This window comes from Sphingomonas sp. ID0503 (assembly GCF_048565625.1).
GTDB lineage: Bacteria > Pseudomonadota > Alphaproteobacteria > Sphingomonadales > Sphingomonadaceae > JBLZUR01.
The window spans coordinates 2,806,529-2,826,416 of the sequence record NZ_JBLZUR010000002.1; the positions used below are offsets into that span (position 1 = coordinate 2,806,529).

Sequence of the window (19,888 nt, forward strand, 5' to 3'; positions counted from 1 at the left end):
CCTGGTCATCGCCGTCGACGGCCCCGCCGCCTCCGGCAAGGGCACCATCGCCCGCGCACTCGCGCGTCATTACGGGCTGCCGCATCTCGATACCGGCCTGCTCTATCGCGCGGTCGGAATTGCCGTGCTGCGCGCCGGCGGCGATCCGTCGGACGCCGCTTTCGCGGCCGGCCGATGCGCATTCGACGAGACGCTGCTGACCGATCCGGCGCTGAAGAGCGAAGAGGCGGGCAGCGCCGCCAGCCGCGTTTCCCCTCATCCGGCGGTCCGCGCCGCGCTCCTCGAACGCCAGCGCGCCTTTGCTGCCCAGCCCGGCGGCGCGATCCTCGACGGGCGCGACATCGGCACGGTGATCGCGCCGAACGCCACGGCGAAGCTCTTCGTCACCGCCCGGCCGGAGATCCGCGCCGAGCGCCGGCACCGCGAACTTTCGGGCATGGGCCTGGACACCAGCTTCGACGCCGTCCTCGCCGACATCCGCGCCCGCGACGAACGCGACAGCAATCGCGCGGCCTCTCCGCTCATACAGGCGGAGGACGCCGTCTTGTTGGATACCAGCGACATGGGCGTGGAAGCCGCGATCGTCGCGGCCATCGCGGCGGTCGGCCGCTAGGACTTCGGCGCGGCCCCGCTCGCCGCTGTCGTGGTGCGCGGCTGCGTCGGACCGGGCATGGCGCCCAAATAGGCGTCCACGATCGTCGTCCACTTCTTGTATCCGGCCTGGTTCATGTGCAGGCCGTCACGACTGTAATATTGCGGGTCGGGCCGACCATTGGCGCCCACCAGCGCACTGCCGACATCGAGGAAGTCGAAGTCGGTCGCCTTGGCGCGGATCATGTTGTTCGCCGCCGCCATCTGCGGCCAGAGTTCGAAGCGGGACGGGCTCGGCTTCATCGACAGGTAGACGATCCGCGCCTTGGGATTGTCCTCACGGATCTTGCCGAGCAGGGTCAGGACATCCTGCGCCACCTGGTCCGGCGCGGTGCCCGCCGCGATGTCGTTCTCGCCCACGTAAACGATCACCGCATCCGCATGATACCGCTTCACCACCTCCGGGTAGAAGTGCAGCACGTCCGGCGTGGTCGCACCGCCGAAGCCGCGGTTGATCGCGCGACGGCTGGGAAAGCTCGTATCCGTGTCCCACAGGCGGATGCTGGAACTGCCGACGAAAAGCGTCCGGCCGGGCGTTTGTCTCGCCGCATCGCGCGCGGCGAAGGCGGCGATCTCGGCGGAAAACCGGTCGAAGTTCAGCACCGGTGGCGGGGCGGCGACAGCGGCGCCCGCCGACAGCGAAAGCAACAAGGCTGCGATCCGCCGGATCATCGTCAGCGGGTTCCGTTACCCTTTTCGATCCGTCAACACGGGTGATGTCCGCTCGACATCGCGGAAGTCGCGATCGGCCTCATCGATCGCGCGCAGCAGCTCGTTGAAGCAGGGCGTGGAATCGATCGGATAGGCTCGGTGAAATCCTTCTCCCAGAAGGGCGAGATCCCGGGCTGTCAGCAACCCCACTGCGATGATTTTCTCGTTTGTCACACATCAACCTCACGCCACGCCTCTCGAACGCTCTTCCGCCGCGCTGGTGCCAAGACTTTGCGATGAAAGCGCCAGTTCCGCCGACCAGCATGGACCGGACCGCCCGCCGCCTTGCCCCTCCGGCTCGCGCCTGCTAAGGGCGCGGCCGTCCGGCGGGCCAGGCTCGCGGCGGGTCGGCGCGGGATCTCGGTCCACGCGCCCTTTTCGCTTTATGGCGCATCGCCCTGCCGCAAGCCCGGTTCATCGGATGTCGCGCACCGCATGGGGCGGGTGCGACGGTTCGGCTAGAAGACCGCCGGATACAACCGGCCGGCCGGAATAGAGTTAGGATACACATCTTTATGGCCACTGCGGCAAATCCCACCCGCGACGATTTCGCGGCACTTCTCGATGAGGCTCTGGGTCAGGGCGACGGCTTCGAAGGCCGCGTCGTCACCGGCACCGTGACCGCCATCGAAAACGACATGGCGATTATCGACGTCGGGCTGAAGTCCGAAGGCCGCGTGCCGCTGCGCGAGTTCGCCGCCCCCGGTGCCAAGGCCGAGCTGTCCGTCGGCGACAAGGTCGAGGTCTTCGTCGACCGCGTCGAGAACGTGCATGGCGAAGCGATGCTGTCGCGCGACCGCGCCCGCCGCGAAGCCGCCTGGGACAAGCTTGAGGTCGAATTCACCGCCGGCAACCGTGTCGATGGCGTGATCTTCAGCCGCGTGAAGGGTGGCTTCACTGTCGACCTCGACGGTGCCGTGGCCTTCCTGCCCGGCAGCCAGGTCGACATCCGCCCGGTCCGCGACGTCACCCCGCTGATGGGCATGCCGCAGCCGTTCCAGATCCTGAAGATGGACCGCCGCCGCGGCAACATCGTCGTGTCGCGCCGCGCCGTTCTGGAAGAGACCCGCGCCGAGCAGCGCACCGGCCTGATCCAGAGCCTAGCCGAGGGTCAGATCATCGACGGCGTGGTGAAGAACATCACCGACTACGGCGCCTTTGTCGATCTCGGCGGCATCGACGGCCTGCTGCACGTCACCGATCTCAGCTACAAGCGCGTCAATCACCCGTCGGAGATGATCAACATCGGCGACACGGTGAAGGTGCAGATCATCCGCATCAACAAGGACACGCAGCGCATCTCGCTCGGCATGAAGCAGCTCGAGAGCGATCCTTGGGAGGGTGCGGAAGCCAAGTACCCGATCGGCGCGAAGTTCTCGGGCCGGGTCACCAACATCACCGAATACGGCGCCTTCGTGGAGCTGGAAGCCGGGATCGAGGGCCTCGTCCACGTCTCCGAAATGTCCTGGACCAAGAAGAACGTCCACCCGGGCAAGATCGTCTCGACCAGCCAAGAAGTCGACGTCGTCATCCTGGAGGTCGATGCCGACAAGCGTCGCATCAGCCTCGGCCTCAAGCAGGCCCAGCAGAACCCGTGGGAGGCCTTCGCCGAGCAGCACCCGGTCGGCTCGACCGTCGAGGGTGAGGTCAAGAACGCTACCGAATTCGGCCTGTTCATCGGTCTCGACGGCGATGTCGACGGCATGGTCCATATGTCGGACATCGCCTGGGGCGTGTCGGGCGAGGACGCGCTCAACCTCCACCACAAGGGCGAGACCGTCTCCGCGCAGGTCCTGGACGTCGATGTCGAGAAGGAGCGCATCTCGCTCGGCATCAAGCAGCTCGAGCGTGGCGGCGTGTCCGCGGCGACCGGCGGTGCCTCGGGCGGCCTGAACAAGAACGCGATCGTCACCGTGACGGTCATGGCCGTCACCGACGGCGGGCTTGAGGTTCAGGCCGGCGACGATGGCGCGATCGGCTTCATCAAGCGCAGCGACCTCGGCCGCGACCGCGACGAGCAGCGTCCGGAGCGCTTCCAGGTCGGGCAGAAGTTCGACGCGATGGTGTCCGGCTTCGACCGTTCCAAGAAGCCGACCTTCTCGATCAAGGCGATGCAGCTCGCCGAGGAGAAGCAGGCCGTTCAGCAGTACGGTTCGTCCGACTCGGGCGCCTCGCTCGGCGACATCCTCGGCGCCGCGCTCAACAAGGCGCGCGAAGAGCGTTAAGGGTACTGGCCCCGCCCGTTCATCGGGCGGGGCCGTTTCGCTGGCGCAATCTGTTGCAATGCCGCAAGAGCATTGATCTAGGTTTTCGATTCGCGTTATCGACAGGCATCTGCGGTGTACCGCGGACATCAAGGGGGCAAGCCGTGATCCGGTCGGAGCTGGTTCAGCTGATCGCTAAGGACAATCCTGATCTGTCGATCAAGGATGTCGAGCGGCTCGTGACGATCTTCTTCGACGCGATCATCGCCCAGCTGGCGAGCGGCGGCCGTGTCGAGCTTCGCGGCTTCGGCACTTTCACCACCCGCGCCCGTTCCGCCCGCGTCGGCCGCAATCCGCGCACCGGTGACGCCGTCGATGTCGACGCGAAGCGCGTGCCTTATTTCAAGCCCGGCAAGGAAATGCGCGCCCGCCTCAACGTCTGAGGCTATCACGTCCACGTCACTCCGGCGGGCGTGGCGAAACCGGTAGACGCAGCAGACTTAAAATCTGCTTTCCCATGGAAGTGCGGGTTCGAGTCCCGCCGCCCGCACCATTTACGACGTCAGCGACTTAGCCGTCCGGCCGCGCCAGCACCCGCTCGACCTCCAGCGCGAGCATCTGCAGGTCGTAGATCTTGTCCGCGCGCTCGCGCGGCTCGGTGTCGATGACGCAAAGCGCGCCCAGCGCATATCCAGATTGCCCGATCAGCGGCACGCCCGCGTAGAAGCGGATATGCGGCGCGCCCTCCACCAGCGGATTGTGGACGAACCGCTCGTCCTTGCACGCGTCCGGCACGATCAGCGGCTCGCCCGGCCTGTGGATCGCATGGGCGCAGAAAGAACTCGAGCGATCCGTCTCCTCGGGCTTCAGCCCGACGCGCGCCGCAAACCACTGGCGGTTCCGATCGATGATCGAGATCGCGGCGATCGGAGCCTCGAAGACGCGGGCCGCGCGGTCGACGATCCGCTGCAGGGCGGCGTCCCCGCCCCGTTCCAATACCCGCGATCCTTCGACCGCCGCCTGTCGTTCCGCCTCGTTGGCGGGAAGGGACGCTCCGCACGCTAGCTCGTACATCTTGATGTAGATTACTCTATTACGATCGGGTCAGTCTTCGCGCGGCTCAATGGCGATTTCAAGCGAATGCTGGATCGGGGCCGATCCGTTTCGGGGGGATCACGGAAAGCCGAGGATTTTTCGGATCAGCAACGATCAAGCGCCTTGCTGCCCGAGCATCTCCTCGACCCATTCCGGCACGATTTCCGTCGCCCGCCCGAGTCGCGACTCGGCGAAGAAATAGCTTCCAGCCGACGGTTCGAGGTTCAGCTCCAGCGTCTCGGCGCCATAATGCCGCGCGGTCTGCACGAAGCCTGCCGCCGGATAGACCGCGCCAGACGTGCCGATCGAGACGAACAAATCGGCCTCAGCCAGCGCCGCCTCGATCCGCTCCATCTCGTACGGCATCTCACCGAAGAACACGATGTCGGGACGAAGACTGTCCGCCGCTTCGCAAGCCCCGCATCCGGGCCGATGCCCCATCGGCCCGCTCCACGCCTGCCGATCGCCGCACGCCGCGCACAGGGCCGACAGCAGCGCGCCATGCATATGCAGGATCCGTTTCGCCCCGGCCCGCTCGTGCAGGTCATCGACGTTCTGGGTCACGATCAGCAGCCCGCCGGGCCATTCCGCATCCAGCCGCGCCAGCGCCCGATGCGCCGCATTCGGCTCCACCGTCGCCAGAGCCGCGCGCCGCGCATCGTAGAACCGATGGACTGTCTCCGGATCGCGCGCCAACGCCTCGGGCGTACACACGTCCTCGACGCGGTGGCCTTCCCACAGGCCGCCCGGTCCCCGGAAGGTTGCGAGGCCACTCTCCGCCGAAAGCCCCGCGCCGGTCAGGATGACGATGTTGCGGACCTCCACCGCGTTCAGCCCTCGTCGCGGACCAGCCGCCCGCCCTCGATCCGGCGATAGAAGCAGCTGCGCTCGCCGGTATGGCAGGCCGGCCCCGCCGGCGCGACCTTCAGCCAGATCGCGTCCTGGTCGCAGTCGATCCGCATCTCCCGCACGGACAGGACGTGGCCCGAACTCTCGCCCTTCTTCCACAGCCGCCCGCGCGATCGCGAGAAGAACCACGCCTCCCCGCTCTCGATCGTCCTGGCCAAAGCCTCTGCGTTCATATGCGCGAGCATCAGCAGCTCGCCCGTCGCATGATCCGTCGCGACCGCGGTGACGAGCCCCGCTGCGTCGAATTTCGGCTGAAGGGTCGTACCCTGCTCGCGATCGTCGGCCATGGCCCGGCCTAGCCGGATGCACCGTGTCATCCAACCGCCGAAATGACGGCTCCAATCCCCGCTCCGCTCGTTTCCCGCTTGAAAGGAGCCCTCCCATGACTGACCAGACCGAAAAGCGCCCGCACCCTGCCGAGGCCGGCGGCCCGCTCCACACCGATCGTCCCGCCGACGCGCGGACCGACACGCCGGGCCTTGGCGTCGGCGGCGCGGGCAGTGCCAACAACGTGGACGAATTCTATCCCAGCAGCGGCGACGAACCGGCAAAGCCCGAGACCGGCGGGCGCAAGACCGACCTCGACGATCCCGGCACCTTCGCGGGGACTGCGGGCACGGGCGGCGACAACAAGGTGCAGGACGACATCGTGCGCTGAGTACGCCACCTGCTCCCACGCCGTTCGGGCTGAGCCTGTCGAAGCCCTAGCGCCACCGTAGCGCTGGCCCTTCGACAGGCTCAGGGCGAACGCCGGGGACTCCCGTGCACCCTCCCCCGCCACCCACCAATATGACGGTTCGGCGACAAGGGAGGGCGACAAACCGCCATCTTGTCCCTATATGCCCGCGCATCACGACATGACCGGCGGGTGGCCCTTGCTCACGACCAATCCCTTCGATCTCGCGGATGGCGACAAGCTGCGCGAGGAATGCGGCGTTTTCGGCATCTGGGGGGCGGAAACCGCCGCTGCGATGGTGGCCCTCGGCCTCCACGCGCTCCAGCATCGGGGTCAGGAGGCAGCTGGCATCACCAGCTGGGACGGGCGGGAGTTCCACACCCATCGCGCAATGGGCCATGTCGCCGGCAATTTCGATCGGGACGAGGTGATTCGCGGCCTGCCGGGCAAGGTCGCCTGCGGCCATGTCCGCTATGCCACCACCGGCGACACCGCACTCCGCAACGTCCAGCCGCTCTTCGCCGAATTGGCGAGCGGCGGCTTCGCGGTCGCCCATAACGGCAACATCTCCAATGCGATGAAGCTGCGCCGCGACCTCAACCGGCGCGGCTCGATCTTCCAGTCGACCTCCGATACCGAGGTCATCATCCACCTCGTCGCGACATCCAACTACCGGACCCTGCTCGACAAGTTCATCGACGCGTTGAAGCAGGTCGAAGGTGCCTATTCGCTCGTCTGCATGACGTCCGAGGGGATGATCGGCTGCCGCGATCCGCTCGGCATCCGCCCGCTCGTCCTTGGCCGCGTCGGCGACGCCTATATCCTCGCCTCGGAAACCGTGGCCCTCGACGTCGTCGGCGCGACCTTCCTGCGCAATGTCGAGCCGGGCGAGATCGTCATCATCTCGCATCAGGGCCTCCGCTCGATCCGCCCCTTCTCGCAGGTGGCGCAACGCCCCTGCATCTTCGAGCATGTCTACTTCTCCCGCCCCGATTCGATCGTGGACGGCTCCTCGGTTTACTCGGTTCGCAAGCGGATCGGTGCCGAGCTGGCGAAGGAGAACCCGGTCGAGGCCGACCTCGTCGTCCCCGTGCCCGATTCCGGCACCCCCGCCGCTATCGGCTATGCGCAGGAAAGCGGCATTCCGTTCGAACTCGGCATCATCCGCTCGCATTATGTCGGCCGCACTTTCATCCAGCCGGGTGACCAGGTCCGCCATCTCGGCGTCAAGCTGAAGCACAACGCCAATCGCGCGCTGATCGACGGCAAGCGCATCGTCCTGATCGACGATTCGATCGTGCGCGGCACCACCAGCCTGAAGATCGTCGCGATGCTGAAGGAAGCGGGCGCGCGCGAGATCCACATGCGCATCGCCAGCCCGCCGACACGGCACAGCTGCTATTACGGCGTCGATACGCCCGAACGCGCCAAGCTGCTCGCCGCGCAGATGTCGGTGGCGCAGATGGCCGACTACATCAACGTCGACAGCCTCTCCTTCGTCTCAGTGGACGGCCTCTACCGTGCGCTGGGCGAGGACATGCGCGATGAAGGTCAGCCGCAATATTGCGACGCCTGCTTCACCGGCGACTACCCGACCCGCCTGACCGATCAGGAGGAAGTCGCCCCCGTCGATCAACTGATGCTCCTCTCCGAACGGGTCGCTTGATGTCCAAGTCACTGGAGGGCCGGCTGGCCCTCGTTACCGGCGCCAGCCGCGGCATCGGCGCGGCCACCGCCAGGGCGCTCGGCGCCGAGGGCGCGCACGTCATCCTCACCGCCCGGACGGCCAAGGGGCTGGAAGAAGTCGAGGAGGCGATCCACGCCGCAGGCGGCAGCGCGACGATCGCGCCGCTCGACCTAGCCGATGGCGACAGCATCGGCCGTCTGGCACAGGCGATCGGCGGGCGCTGGAAGGCGCTCGACATCCTCGTCCTCAATGCCGCCATGCTGGGCACGCTGACGCCGGTCGCGCAGATCGACGCCAAGGAGTTTTCGAAACTCCTCACCCTGAACCTCGGCGCGCAACAGGCGCTGCTGGCGGCCTTCGACAGCCTGCTGCGCGGATCGGCGGATGCGGCGGTGCTCGGCATCACCTCCTCGGTTGGTGCCTTCCCACGCGCCTATTGGGGTGCCTATGGCGCGTCCAAGGCCGCTCTCGACACCCTCCTCCTCGCCTATGCCGATGAGATGGCGGAGATCAGCAAGGTCAAGGTCGCCATCGTCGATCCCGGCGCCACCGCCACCACCATGCGCGCCAAGGCGTTCCCCGGCGAGGACCCCGCAACCCTCAAGTCCCCCGAAGCCGTCGCCGACCGCATCACCGCGATGATCGCCGAAGGCTTCAAGACCGGCACCCGCATAAGAGTAGACGCCTAAATCCTCCCCCGGGAGGGGAGGGGGACCTCCGAAGGCGGTGGAGGGGTAGGCGCCGCAAACGCACCGGATGTCATGACAGCGCCCCCCGCGCCAGCCCTCCTCAAACGCGCGCCCCCCGACCCCAAACAACTCTTCCAATGTTGGAAGATATTTGCCAGCCCGATGCCGGCTCTTTGAACCGTCCATCCTCCGCATCCGGTCACCCGACCGGCCTGCCCGTTCTTGCTCCGGGAATGGATTCCCGGCGTGACGTAGCGACAACTTAGTAAACTTCCGCGCTGCCGCGCAGTCGTTCCGGGCTGCTCTTCCGCCGCGAATCAGTAGGCTTCGTTCGCCTCGGCCATCGCGATGATCGACCGCCCATGACGCTGCGCAACGGCCAGCTTGTCCGCGCCATAACCGCCGCCCATCGTGCTCGCGATCGGCAAGCCTCGCGCCCGCACTTGCGTGACGACATATCGATCCCGCGCCGCCAGCCCGGCGTCGCTCAGCGCCAGCCGCCCCAGCCGATCCTCGACATGGGGATCCACGCCCGCCTGATAGAACACGAAATCCGGCGCGAATGCGTCCAGCACCGAAGGCAGGGTCCGTTCCAGCACCGCCATATAGCCGGCGTCGTCCACCCGGTCCTCCAGGCCGATGTCCAGCGTCGACACCGCCTTCCGCACCGGAAAGTTCTTCTCGGCATGGATCGACAGGGTGAACACGTCGTCCCGCGCGGACATCAGCGCTGCCGTCCCGTCGCCCTGATGCACGTCGAGGTCGACGATCAGCACGCGCGCCGCATCTCCCTCCGCAATCAGCCGGTGCGTCGCGACCGCAAGGTCGTTGAACACGCAATACCCGGCTCCCGTGTCGTATAGCGCATGGTGACTGCCGCCCGCCGAGTTCGCCGCGAAACCGTGCTCGATCGCCAGCTTCGCCGCCAGCCAGGTCCCTCCCGGCACCCGCGCAGCCCGCCGGGCCACGAACCGGGACACCGGATAACCGATCCGCCGCTCCTTGGCCGGCGGCACGGCGGCGGCGGCAACCTCGGCGACATAGGCCGGGTCATGCACCGCCTCCAGCCAGGCCGCCGGCATTGGGTCGGGGCTATGCACCGCCATCACCATCCCGCTGTCGAACAGCGACCGCATGACCATCGCATGCTTGTCGAAGCGGTAGGTATTGTCCGGCGCGACCGGCGCGACATAATCCGGGTGGTGGACGACGTGCAGCATCTTCGGTTGCAAGATGGCCCCTCGCGAACCCTCCGCCAAGGTTGCGACCGCCGATCCGCTCGGCTAACCGCTGACCCGTGCCCCTGTGGTGAAATTGGTAGACGCGTCCGACTCAAAATCGGATTCCGAAAGGAGTGCTGGTTCGAGCCCGGCCAGGGGCACCACCCCGACTGAAAAGGATGATCGGATGGCGGAAGGCGACAGGGACGGCGATCTGGTCGAATCCAGCCCGAAGATCCCGGTTCCGGATCATGTCGCCGCCGCCATCCGTACGCTGATCGAATGGGCCGGGGACGATCCCTCGCGTGAAGGCCTGCTCGATACCCCCGCACGCGTCGCCCGGGCGTGGAAGGAATACTGCCTCGGCTATGGCGAGGATCCGTCGCACCATCTGTCACGGACCTTCGAAGAGGTCGGTGGCTACGACAACGTCGTGCTGCTGAAGGACATCCCCTTCCAGTCGCATTGCGAGCACCACATGGCGCCGATCATTGGCAGGGCCTCGATCGCGTATCTGCCCAAGGACCGCGTCGTCGGCATTTCCAAGCTCGCCCGCGTCCTCCACGGCTTCGCCCGCCGCCTTCAGGTGCAGGAGCGGCTGACCGCCCAGATCGCCGACTGCATCTGGGATCACCTGCAGCCGCAGGGCGTCGCGGTGGTCATCGAGGCGAGCCACGCCTGCATGACCGCCCGTGGCGTGCGCACACCCGGCGTCGGCATGACGACCAGCCGGATGCTCGGGGTCTTCCGCGAGGACGAGCGCAGCCGCCGCGAGGTTCTGGCGCTGATGGGCCACTGACCTGTCCCATTGCAGGACAAGAACGTTGAATTAACCTAGCTGGTCACCGGCCGCTGTGCCATTTTGAACGGATGAACGCCGCCATCCGCCCCGACATCACCGCGCGCCTCGTGGAGACGCTCTATGCGGAGGCGCTGGTGCTCGCGGACGAGATGCGGATCGCCTTCCAGCCTGGATCAGCCGCCGACGAGGTGAAGGCGACTCCGGCGCAACGCGTTTCGCTCGCCTGCGAATCGCTAAAGACCACGACTCGGTTGATGACGGTCATCACCTGGCTTCTCGGGCAAAGGGCCCGGCTGAACGGTGAGATCGCGACCGTGTCTCCGCTCGGCGAGGTCGATCCGCAGGACGAGCGCGTCATGCCACTCCTCCCCGGTCGCGCGCAGCAGGCGGTCCGCGCTTCCGTCGAACTGTACGACCGCATCAGCCGCATCGCCATCAGCCGCCCCGTCGATCATCGGGTGCCTGTCCCGGCCAACGACGCGCGCGCGCTCTTCAGCCGGCTGGAGCGCGCTTTCTGAGGCGGATGTCCGTCTGCGCGGTCGTCGGTACACGGCCGGACGCGATCAAGATGGCGCCCGTCATCCTCGCCTTGCAGGACGACCCTTTCTTCGACGTTCGCGTCTGCAATCTCGGCCAGCACGCCGACCTCGTCCCCCCCTATCCTAGACTTCTTCGGCATCGCCGCCGACTTCGACCTGAACGTCATGCGGAAAAGGCAGCGGCTGAACGGTCTTACCGCGCGGGTTGTCAAGGCGGTGGACCGCCTGTTCCGCGATGCCCGGCCGGATCACGTCATCGTCCACGGCGATACCACGGGCGCGCTCGCCGCGGCGCAGGCCGCCTTCAATCTCGGCATACCGGTCGCCCATGTCGAGGCCGGGCTGCGTACCTACGACCTCGCGAACCCCTGGCCGGAGGAGTTCAACCGCCGCGCGATCGACCTGTTCGCCGATCCGCTTTTTCCACCGACCATCCTCGCCGCGGACAATCTGCGCCGCGAAGGCATCGGAGGCCGCGAGATGACGGTGACCGGTAACACCGTCATCGACGCCCTGTTCTGGACCCGCCGCCGCATCGCCGGCGACCGGGGCCTGCGCCACCAGATCGAGAGCCACCTGCCGCCGCTGGACCCCGGCCGCCCGCTCGTCCTCGTCACCGCGCACCGGCGGGAGAACCAGGGCAAACCGCTGCACAGGATCTGCGAGGCGGTACGAGGGCTGGCAGCCGACCGCGATCTGCAGATCGTCTTCGCCGTTCACCCGAGCCCTGCCATCCGCCGCGTCGTCCACCGGCAGTTGGATGGCGTGCGCGGTGTCACGCTTATCGACGCGCTCCCCTACCCGGCTTTCATCCACCTCATGTGCCATGCACGGCTGATCCTCAGCGATTCGGGCGGCATTCAGGAGGAGGCAACCGCCTTGGGTATCCCGGTGATCCTGATGCGCGATACCACCGAGCGCCGGGAAGGCGTAGCGGAGGGCACGGTGCACGTCGCTGGCACCGACACTGCCGACATCGTGGGACAGGCGCAGCGGGCACTCGATGGCCTCACGCCGGCACTCCCCTCCGACACGTTCGGCGATGAGCGCGCCGCCGAGCGGATCGTTACGGCCATGCGATCTTTTGCGTTGCACAGGGAGCGTGATCTGCGGCACGCTTAGACAAAGGCCGCGACCTGCGGATGGGGACTTTCAGATGATCGTATATAATGGCGGCCGGACGGACCGGCTTGCCCGCATGGCCAGGGTCAGGGCCGAACTGGCATCGTGCATCGCGGAGCTCGACGAACTGAGATTGTCCGTCGTCGCCGTGCATGCCGACTACGCCCGCGCGCTCCTTTCCGAACAGATCGCACGCGAGGCACCCGCCAGCCTGAGCGACATCCCCGTCAACGGGACGATGCTCGCCCATTAAGCCGGCACGTTGCGGAGACGAGCGGCCAGATTGACGATCATGCCAGCCGTCGCGCCCCAGACACGGTATCCGTCGATCGTGATCTCATAGAACCGGCGCATACGCCCGCCGAACTCGCTGGTCTGCGCGACGTGTACGGCGGGGTCGATCAGGCGTTCGAACGGCACCTCGAAGATCTCGGCCACCTCGCCCGCATTGGGGATGAATGAAAGGTCCGGCGGGATGATACCGATGACGGGGGTGACCGAATATCCGGTGCCCGTGCGGTAGGTGTCGCTCCGGCCGACCACCGTGACGTCCGCCGGATCAAGGGCGATTTCCTCCCAGGCTTCACGGAGGGCCGCCGCTTCCGGCGAGGAATCTTCCGGGTCGATCCTGCCGCCCGGAAAGGCGATCTGGCCGGCATGCTTGCGCAACGTGTCGGTGCGGCGTGTCAGCAAAACGGTCGGCGCCGGACGGTCGACGATCGGCACCAGCACCGCCGCCGCCGTCAGCACCGCTTCCTCAGCGAAGACGAAGTCGTCCCCCGCCACACCCGATGATGCGGGGCTGTCGAGGCTGGCGCGGAGACGCTCGGTCAGCGTCATGCGGGAACGAACGGGAAGAACGCGCCGTCGCTCCACAATCCCGGCGTGTCGCCGCCCTCGGCAATGGCGTCTTCGGCCAGCTCGTACCAGACCGGGCGATCCACGCGCGCCTCAAGTCCGCCGCGCACGACCAGGTTGAGCTGGTCGCCCGCGAGCCGCAACGGATGCTCCGGCCCGGCCACGACCACGTCGCCGGTGTTGAGGCGGAAGGCGAGACGGCGATTGCGGCCTCCGCCCTCTGACACCACCTCAGTCGCGACGAAGGGCGTGTCCTCGACTTGGATGTCCAGCTTTTCTGCCGGGGTGACGAGAACATGGCTTCCGTCCGCCTCCCGACGCAGGACCGTCGAGAACAGGCGGACGAGCGCTTCGCGGCGGATCGGCTCGCCTTCGTGGTACCAAGTGCTGTCCCGTGCGATCCGCATCTGGCTGTCGCCGCAATGAGGGGGGTCCCAACGCTCCACCGGCGGAAGCTTACGTTCAGCGGCGAGGCGCGCGATCTCCGCTATGCCGAGACCGCTCAAATCGATCGGAGGATAAGTTTCGGGCATAGCCGCTCCCTAATGACCTGACCGGCACCTCTGAATTTAGGGTCCGGACTCACAACCACCAGATGACGGTGGCGGCGAGGGCGATGGCGCCCATGAAGTTCTTGATGTTGCGATCGAAGCGGGTGGCGAGCCGCCTCCAGTCCTTGAGGCGGCAGAACATGCGCTCGATGACGTTGCGCTGTTTGTAGATGGTGCGGTCGTAGTCGTACTGGACCTTGCGGTTGCAGCGCGGCGGGATGACGGCCTGGGTGCCGCGCTGGTCGAGCCACTCGCGCAACTCCTGACTGTCATAGCCCTTGTCGGCGACGAGTTCGACGGATGGGGGCAGCGCCGCGATGCAGGTCTTGGCGACCTTGCAGTCGTGGACGTTGCCGGGCGTCAGCAGGAGGACGTGAGGGCGGCCCTTGGCGTCGCAGACGGCATGGACCTTGGTGTTCCGGCCGCCTTTGGTGCGGCCGATACCATGGGCCAAGGCCCCCCTTTTCCACCGCCTGCGCAGCGGTGGACCTTGATGCAGCTGCTATCGATGAACAGCCGGTCCGGCGCGTCGTCGGCGCCTGCCAGCGCGCTGAAAATCCCCTCCCAGATGCCGCGCTCGGACCAGCGCACGAAGCGATTGTAGAGCGTCTTCTTTGGCCCGTACACGTCCGAGCAGTCCACCCAGCGACCGCCGCAGCGGAGCGCATGCACGATCCCGCTCAGCACCCGGCGATCATCCACACGTGCCTTGCCGCGAACGTCCGTCGGCAGCAGTGGTGCGATCCGCTCCCACTGCGCATCGGAAAACCAGAAGAAATCAGCCATTCCACCGCCTCCACACCAACGCAGTGAATCACGATCCAAGCGGTAGCAAAAGCCATTATTGGGTCCGGACCCTAGTTGTGGGTGGAACCGGCAGCAGCATAGATGACAGGAATGTGAAACCTTCAGTCATGAAGTTCGTTGAATTGGGCAACGCGGAAATAATAAGTTGGAGTGGGTACCTTGACTGATCAGCCGTTTGCTCTGGATAGTGCCGCAACGATCTGTGCCTGGCCGCTGACCGAAGCTCAGGCAGAGCGCGACCCCCTCGGTAGCGCACGAGGCTTCCTGATCGCCGTTCCACTGGCGCTCGGCCTTTGGGCGGTTGCCCTCCTCACTGTTCTGTAGGCTTTCTTTCGCTTCTGACGGAGGTCAGTACACGGGCGTAAATCCGAGTCAGGATTTGCAGATCCACGATCGCCACCGCTTCATCCAGCTTGTGCATGGTCGCATTGACCAGACCGAACTCGACCGTCGGGCTTAGCGCGGACAGGAAGCGCGCGTCCGACGTGCCACCGCTGGTCGAGAGTTCTGCCTCAAGACCAGTCTCGGAGTGGATCGCTGATGCCACCAACTCGGATAACTGACCAGGAGCCGTCAGAAAGGCCTCCCCTGAAATCTTCGCGCCCAGCGTGGCGGCAGGTGCATAGCGTACGAGGTGCGCGCGCACGCGATCGACGAGATCGTCGCCACGATGCCGGTCGTTGAAGCGGATATTGAGACGGGCGGAAGCCGCCGACGGAATCACGTTGGTGGCCGGGTTGCCGACGGTGATATCCGTCACCTCCAGGTTCGATGGCTGGAACCAGTCGGTGCCCTCGTCCAGCACGTCACGCGTGATGACATCAAGAGCTGAGACGAGGCGGGTGATCGGGTTGTCGGCGAGCTGCGGATAGGCGACATGGCCCTGCGTACCGGGCACGTCGATCCACATGTTCACCGAACCGCGCCGGCCGATCTTGATCGTGTCGCCAAGGCGCTTGTTCGAGGTCGGTTCGCCGACAAGGATCATATCCGGGCGGATGTTCCGTTCTGCCATCCAGTCCATCAATGCGACGGTTCCGTGCGTCGCCGGTCCTTCCTCATCACCGGTGATGATCAGGCTGATGGTGCCGCTATCCTGTGGAACCCCCGATGCGGCGGCGATGAAGGCGGCCACTGCGCCCTTCATGTCCACCGCGCCGCGCCCGTAGAGAAGATCGCCGCGTATGATCGGTTCGAAGGGGTTGCCGGTCCACCCCGCGCCGGGTGGGACGACATCGGAATGGCCGGCGAAGGCGAGGTGCGGCCCGCCCGATCCGCGTGTCGCGAACAGGTTCGGCACCGGGCCGTCGGGCGCGCTCCCGTGCAGGAACCGATGAACCTCAAAGCCGATCGAACGCAGCGCCTGCTCTATGACGTCCTGTGCGCCACCATCCGCCGGGGTGATGCTGGGGCAGGCGATCAGCCGCGCGGTGAGATCAACAGGGTCGATCATGCGCGCGAATCGCGAGGCGGGTCCGCGCGGAAGTTTGCCAAGTTGCCACTACGTACACGCGGGAATCGCTTCCCATGGAGCGTCGAGCGGCAATGCAGGTGGAAGGGCGAGGCGAAGACCATGCCGCGTCCTTTCAGGAAAATTCCTACATTGGAAGCGCGATCATCCGGCGGCAGGCGCGGGCAACTCGAACTTCTCGATCACCCATTCCTCTTCCTGCGCGGCGGCGAGCCAGTCCTGCATGAAGGGGTGGGAGAGGACCGCGTCCATATAGGCCTGGGCGAATGGGGGCACCGGGATCGAATAGGTGCTGAAGCGGCCGACAACCGGCGCGTACATGATGTCGGCGGCGCCGAACTGGCCAAAGAGGAACGGCCCCGTGCCGCCATAGCGGGCCCGCGCCTGCGCCCAGAGCGTCAGGATGCGGTTGATGTCGCGGACCGTCTCCGGCGTGAGCGGGCGGGGCATGTAGCGTTGCCGGAAGTTGGTCGGGCATTCGCGCCGCAGGTCGGAAAAGCCGGCGTGCATCTCGGCCGCGATTGAGCGAGCCATAGCGCGCGCCCCCTCATCCTCCGGCCAGAACTTCTCGCGCCCCGCCTTGTCGGCCAACCAGTCTATGATCGCGATCGATTCCCAAACAACGGCATCGCCATCCCACAGGATCGGCACCTTGCCGCTGGAGGGCGCGAAGGCGTCCCCCTCCCGCGTTTCCACCCAGGCGTCGTCATAGAGCGGGACGACCATCTCCTCGAAAGGCAGGCCGGATTGGCGCACCGCCAGCCATCCGCGCATGGACCAGGAGGAGTAGGCCTTGTTGCCGATGATGAGCTTGAGCATGGCCGGGGCATAGCGGCAGGCGAACGCGCCAGCAATCGCGCCTTCGTCGCGCAGCGCTTCAAGTTTGTCGCGCATAGGATCGTCGGTCGCCGCCCTCGCCGCGTCCATCGCGCCGGCAATGCAGACAATCCGAGGGCCGCCTAACCGGCCGGCATGCGGCGCCGCCGCGATCCTATCGGAGATACAAGATGATCAAGACCCTGACCCGTTTCGCGGTGTCCGCCACCCTGTCCGGTGCCGCTACCTTTGCCGCCTTCTCGGTCCCGTTCATGCCGGCGACGGCGCACGCCGCCGAAACCACCTCCGTGCGGGTGAGCTATGCCGACCTGAACCTGTCCAGCAAGGCGGGGCTCCTGACGCTGGAACGCCGCCTGCGCACGGCCGCCACGCGGGTCTGCGGCACCGCGCCGATGCGCGACCTGCACGAGATCAGCGCACACCGCGCCTGCATGAACCAGGCGCTCGACGTGGAAAGCCGGAAGATGGCCAGCCGCAAGGTCACCGCCCGCCAGGGTTGAGGCGATGAACCGGGGACATAGGAGGGCGCCGGTCTGACCGACCTGCGCCCCGCCTAGCCGCCGAGCGATGCTTGGAGCACGGCCGCGCGGAGTTCGGGGATGCCCCAGCCGGTCTCGCTGGAGGTCGCCAGGATATCGGGATGCGCGGCGACATGCTTGCGCGCCTCGGCCGCAGTGGCGGCGCTGACCTTGTCGAGTTCGGTCGGCTTGATCTTGTCCGCCTTGGTGAGGACGAGGTGGTAGGAGACCGCCGCCTTGTCGAGCATGTCCATGATCTCGCGATCGACATCCTTCAGGCCATGGCGGCTGTCGACCAGCACCAGCGCACGCTTCAGCACGGCGCGGCCGCGCAGATAGTCGTTCACGACATGCTTCCATTTGCGGACCATGTCCTTCGGCGCCTTGGCAAAGCCGTAGCCTGGCATGTCGACGAGCCTGAGGGCGAGCGGTTCACCCACGTCGAAGAAGTTCAGCTCCTGCGTGCGGCCCGGCGTGTTCGATGTGCGGGCAAGGCCGTTGCGGTTGGTGAGCGCGTTGAGCAGCGAGGACTTGCCGACATTCGAGCGCCCGGCAAACGCGACCTCGGGCACCTCCGGATCGGGCAGAAAGCGGAGGTCGGGCGCCGACTTCAGGAAGGCGACCGGCCCGGCGAAGAGCTTGCGCGCGGGTTCGAGGGGATCGTCCGGGTCCATGAGCTTCCTCCAGTCCTGTACAGACCTGTTATCACGCCCGTCCTCCCCGAGCGAAGTCGAGGGGCGATAGCCGAGCGTAGTCGAGGCACTGCTCCGCCACGGAGAGCATCTCGGCTTCGCTCGATGTGCGTCCCTCGACTTCGCTCGGGATGGACGGTGATGCGATCGTCAGGCCGGCTTCTCGCCGAGCACCGGGTGGCGGCTGTAGAGCCACTTCTGCTGCGCAATGGTGAGCAGGTTCGACACCACCCAGTAGAGTTGCAGACCCGCCGCAAAGGGCGCCATGATGAACATGAAGACCCAGGGCATGATCGCGAAGACCTGCTTCTGCGCGTCGTCCATCGGCGTCGGGTTCAACTTGAACTGGAAGTACATGGTGATGCCCAGGAGGATGGCGAGCACGCCGAGGTGCAGGAAGCCCGGCGGGTCGAAGGGCAGGAGGCCGAAGAGGTTGACCGGCGTCATCGGATCGGGCGCGGACAGGTCCTTCAGCCAGAGGATGAACGGCTGGTGCCGCATCTCGATGGTCAGCATCAGCACCTTGTAGAGCGCGTAGAAGATCGGCGCCTGGAGGAAAATCGGAAGGCAGCCGGCGAGCGGATTGACCTTCTCCTCCTGGTACAGCTTCAGCATCTCCTGCTGCAGGCGCGGCTTGTCGTCCTTGTACTTCTCCTGCAGCGCCTTCATCTTCGGCTGGACGACGCGCATGCCCGCCATCGATCGGAACTGCTTCTGCGCGACCGGGAACATCAGGCCGCGCACGATGATCGTCAGCAGGATGATCGCGACGCCGAAATTGCCGGCCATGCGGAACAGCCAGTCGAGCAGGTAGAAGATCGGCTTTTCGAACCAGACGAACCAGCCCCAATCGATCGCGCGGTCGAAACGGGCGATGCCCTGCGCCTCGTAATGTTCGAGGACGCCGACTTCCTTGGCGCCCGCGAAGAAGCGGGTGGTGGTGCCGGCGACGCGGCCGGGCGGCACGATGGCGGGCGCGGTGGTCACGTCCGCCTGATAGCGGCTGTCCTGCCCGCGATAGCCGGCCTCGATCGCCTTGCCCGGCTGCGCCGCCAAGGCGGTCAGCCAGTAATGGTCGCCGAAGCCGATCCAGCCACCCGTCGACTTGTAGCGCGGCGCCTCGCCCTCATCGAGGTCGGAGAAGTTGACGTCGTATTTGGTGATGCCGTCGAACGTGCCGATGGGACCGACATGGTTGGTCCAGGTGTCCGGGTCCTTGGAGTGCCCGGCGCGGTTGATCAGCGCATAGGGGCGGACCGCGACCGGCGCGGCGCCGGCATTCGCGACACCCTGTTCGATGGTGAACATGTAGCGATCATCGACCGACAGCTTGATGGTGAAGCGCAGGCCCGAGGGGTTGGTCCAGTTCAGCGTCAGCGGCTTGCCGGGCGCGAGTTCGGTGCCGTTCGGAGTCCAGAGCGTGTCCGGGCCGGGCAGCGCGACATTGTCGCCCGACCAGCCGATCTGCGCGAAATAGGCGTCGGCAGAACCGCCCGGCGAAAGCAGGCGGATCGGCGGCGCGTTCTTGGCGATGGTTTCGCGGTATTTGGTGAGCGTCAGGTCGTCGATGCGCGCGCCCTTCAGGTTCACGGAACCGGCGAGGAGCGGCGTCCGGATAGGGATGCGCGGGCTTTCGCGCAGGACGATGGTGCGGTCGCGCAGCGCGGCGGGCGTGCTGGCACCGGGCGAGGCGCTCGGATCCGGAATGGCGACGGGCTTGCCCTTCTCGATCTTGGTCGAGGGCGGCTGCGCGGTCGGGAAATAGCGGTCGCCGATGAACGTCCAGCCCAGCAGCACGAGCGCCGACAGGATGACCGCCAGGATCAGGTTGCGCTGATTATCCACGTCC

The 19,888-nt window shown here is 66.4% G+C and carries 23 protein-coding genes and 2 tRNA genes; 13 read left to right on the top strand and 12 right to left on the bottom strand.

Going from position 1 to position 19,888, the window contains the following annotated elements:
* Window position 1 precedes the first annotated feature (1 nt).
* A complete protein-coding gene (locus ACM608_RS14730) occupies window positions 2–613 on the top strand; it encodes a (d)CMP kinase (protein ID WP_419685228.1) in 612 nt (203 codons plus the stop codon).
* Here ACM608_RS14730 and ACM608_RS14735 read toward each other — a convergent pair.
* Entirely contained in the window at window positions 610–1,323 is a 714-nt protein-coding gene (locus tag ACM608_RS14735) for a GDSL-type esterase/lipase family protein (RefSeq protein WP_419684173.1), read from the bottom strand. The two genes, ACM608_RS14730 and ACM608_RS14735, sit on opposite strands and share 4 nt — an antisense overlap.
* Before the next feature lie 554 nt (window positions 1,324–1,877).
* Between ACM608_RS14735 and rpsA the strand changes: the two genes are divergently transcribed.
* The 3 genes from rpsA (at window position 1,878) to ACM608_RS14750 (ending at window position 4,119) form a co-directional block, all read left to right on the top strand.
* A complete protein-coding gene (gene rpsA, locus ACM608_RS14740; RefSeq protein WP_419684175.1) occupies window positions 1,878–3,587 on the top strand; it encodes a 30S ribosomal protein S1 in 1,710 nt (569 codons plus the stop codon).
* Between the two features lie 143 nt (window positions 3,588–3,730).
* Window positions 3,731–4,009, top strand: a complete 279-nt coding sequence (locus tag ACM608_RS14745; RefSeq protein ID WP_419684177.1) for an integration host factor subunit beta — start codon at window positions 3,731–3,733, stop codon at window positions 4,007–4,009.
* Between the two features lie 24 nt (window positions 4,010–4,033).
* Window positions 4,034–4,119 (top strand) — tRNA-Leu (locus tag ACM608_RS14750).
* A 17-nt stretch (window positions 4,120–4,136) separates the two neighbouring features.
* Here ACM608_RS14750 and ACM608_RS14755 read toward each other — a convergent pair.
* The 3 genes from ACM608_RS14755 to hisI form a co-directional block, all read right to left on the bottom strand.
* Window positions 4,137–4,640 (bottom strand): GAF domain-containing protein, encoded by a 504-nt coding sequence (locus tag ACM608_RS14755; RefSeq protein ID WP_419684178.1) that lies wholly within the window; start codon window positions 4,638–4,640, stop codon window positions 4,137–4,139.
* Between the two features lie 135 nt (window positions 4,641–4,775).
* Window positions 4,776–5,486, bottom strand: coding sequence for an NAD-dependent deacylase (locus tag ACM608_RS14760; RefSeq protein ID WP_419684179.1), 711 nt, complete (start codon window positions 5,484–5,486; stop codon window positions 4,776–4,778).
* 5 nt (window positions 5,487–5,491) lie between these two features.
* Window positions 5,492–5,857, bottom strand: a complete 366-nt coding sequence (hisI, locus tag ACM608_RS14765; protein ID WP_419684180.1) for a phosphoribosyl-AMP cyclohydrolase — start codon at window positions 5,855–5,857, stop codon at window positions 5,492–5,494.
* Between the two features lie 95 nt (window positions 5,858–5,952).
* On the opposite strand from hisI, the gene ACM608_RS14770 reads away from it, so the two are divergent.
* From ACM608_RS14770 to ACM608_RS14780, 3 genes are all read left to right on the top strand, one after another.
* Window positions 5,953–6,228, top strand: coding sequence for a hypothetical protein (locus ACM608_RS14770; protein ID WP_419684181.1), 276 nt, complete (start codon window positions 5,953–5,955; stop codon window positions 6,226–6,228).
* A gap of 181 nt (window positions 6,229–6,409) precedes the next feature.
* The gene (gene purF / locus ACM608_RS14775) at window positions 6,410–7,912 is read left to right on the top strand and encodes an amidophosphoribosyltransferase (RefSeq protein ID WP_419684182.1); all 1,503 of its coding nucleotides are present in this window, start codon (window positions 6,410–6,412) and stop codon (window positions 7,910–7,912) included.
* On the top strand, window positions 7,912–8,622 hold the full coding sequence (locus tag ACM608_RS14780; protein WP_419684183.1) for an SDR family NAD(P)-dependent oxidoreductase: 711 nt from the start codon (window positions 7,912–7,914) through the stop codon (window positions 8,620–8,622). Before purF ends, ACM608_RS14780 begins: the two co-directional genes overlap by 1 nt.
* 317 nt (window positions 8,623–8,939) lie before the next feature.
* On the opposite strand, the gene ACM608_RS14785 is transcribed toward ACM608_RS14780, so the two are convergent.
* Entirely contained in the window at window positions 8,940–9,842 is a 903-nt protein-coding gene (locus tag ACM608_RS14785) for a histone deacetylase (RefSeq protein WP_419684185.1), read from the bottom strand.
* 79 nt (window positions 9,843–9,921) lie between these two features.
* On the opposite strand from ACM608_RS14785, the gene ACM608_RS14790 reads away from it, so the two are divergent.
* The 5 genes from ACM608_RS14790 (at window position 9,922) to ACM608_RS14810 (ending at window position 12,558) form a co-directional block, all read left to right on the top strand.
* Window positions 9,922–10,006 (top strand) — tRNA-Leu (locus ACM608_RS14790).
* A gap of 23 nt (window positions 10,007–10,029) precedes the next feature.
* On the top strand, window positions 10,030–10,641 hold the full coding sequence (gene folE, locus ACM608_RS14795; protein WP_419684187.1) for a GTP cyclohydrolase I FolE: 612 nt from the start codon (window positions 10,030–10,032) through the stop codon (window positions 10,639–10,641).
* A 71-nt stretch (window positions 10,642–10,712) separates the two neighbouring features.
* The gene (locus ACM608_RS14800; protein WP_419684189.1) at window positions 10,713–11,162 is read left to right on the top strand and encodes a DUF1465 family protein; all 450 of its coding nucleotides are present in this window, start codon (window positions 10,713–10,715) and stop codon (window positions 11,160–11,162) included.
* Window positions 11,163–11,303: 141 nt separating this feature from the next.
* A complete protein-coding gene (wecB, locus tag ACM608_RS14805; RefSeq protein WP_419685229.1) occupies window positions 11,304–12,305 on the top strand; it encodes a non-hydrolyzing UDP-N-acetylglucosamine 2-epimerase in 1,002 nt (333 codons plus the stop codon).
* Between the two features lie 34 nt (window positions 12,306–12,339).
* Complete coding sequence (locus ACM608_RS14810; protein ID WP_419684191.1) at window positions 12,340–12,558, top strand: hypothetical protein; 219 nt, start codon at window positions 12,340–12,342, stop codon at window positions 12,556–12,558.
* Here ACM608_RS14810 and ACM608_RS14815 read toward each other — a convergent pair.
* From ACM608_RS14815 to ACM608_RS14835, 5 genes are all read right to left on the bottom strand, one after another.
* The gene (locus ACM608_RS14815) at window positions 12,555–13,145 is read right to left on the bottom strand and encodes a CoA pyrophosphatase (protein WP_419684193.1); all 591 of its coding nucleotides are present in this window, start codon (window positions 13,143–13,145) and stop codon (window positions 12,555–12,557) included. The two genes, ACM608_RS14810 and ACM608_RS14815, sit on opposite strands and share 4 nt — an antisense overlap.
* Complete coding sequence (locus ACM608_RS14820) at window positions 13,142–13,696, bottom strand: DUF1285 domain-containing protein (protein WP_419684195.1); 555 nt, start codon at window positions 13,694–13,696, stop codon at window positions 13,142–13,144. The genes ACM608_RS14815 and ACM608_RS14820 overlap by 4 nt, the downstream gene beginning before the upstream one ends.
* A gap of 49 nt (window positions 13,697–13,745) precedes the next feature.
* Window positions 13,746–14,500, bottom strand: a protein-coding gene (locus ACM608_RS14825; RefSeq protein ID WP_419681115.1) for an IS5 family transposase whose coding sequence is annotated in 2 segments (ribosomal slippage) — window positions 13,746–14,156 and window positions 14,159–14,500 — 753 coding nt in all. Because the reading frame shifts where the segments join, the coding sequence is not laid out codon by codon here.
* Between the two features lie 331 nt (window positions 14,501–14,831).
* Window positions 14,832–15,974 carry a succinyl-diaminopimelate desuccinylase gene (dapE, locus tag ACM608_RS14830; RefSeq protein WP_419684196.1) on the bottom strand — a complete coding sequence of 381 codons (1,143 nt, stop codon included), beginning with the start codon at window positions 15,972–15,974 and terminating at the stop codon, window positions 14,832–14,834.
* Between the two features lie 162 nt (window positions 15,975–16,136).
* Window positions 16,137–16,811 carry a glutathione S-transferase family protein gene (locus ACM608_RS14835; protein ID WP_419685230.1) on the bottom strand — a complete coding sequence of 225 codons (675 nt, stop codon included), beginning with the start codon at window positions 16,809–16,811 and terminating at the stop codon, window positions 16,137–16,139.
* Between the two features lie 188 nt (window positions 16,812–16,999).
* On the opposite strand from ACM608_RS14835, the gene ACM608_RS14840 reads away from it, so the two are divergent.
* On the top strand, window positions 17,000–17,329 hold the full coding sequence (locus ACM608_RS14840) for a UrcA family protein (RefSeq protein ID WP_419684197.1): 330 nt from the start codon (window positions 17,000–17,002) through the stop codon (window positions 17,327–17,329).
* A gap of 53 nt (window positions 17,330–17,382) precedes the next feature.
* Here ACM608_RS14840 and yihA read toward each other — a convergent pair whose 3' ends face one another.
* The gene (gene yihA / locus ACM608_RS14845; protein WP_419684199.1) at window positions 17,383–18,021 is read right to left on the bottom strand and encodes a ribosome biogenesis GTP-binding protein YihA/YsxC; all 639 of its coding nucleotides are present in this window, start codon (window positions 18,019–18,021) and stop codon (window positions 17,383–17,385) included.
* A gap of 168 nt (window positions 18,022–18,189) precedes the next feature.
* On the bottom strand, window positions 18,190–19,884 hold the full coding sequence (gene yidC / locus ACM608_RS14850; RefSeq protein ID WP_419684201.1) for a membrane protein insertase YidC: 1,695 nt from the start codon (window positions 19,882–19,884) through the stop codon (window positions 18,190–18,192).
* Between the last annotated feature and the right edge of the window lie 4 nt (window positions 19,885–19,888).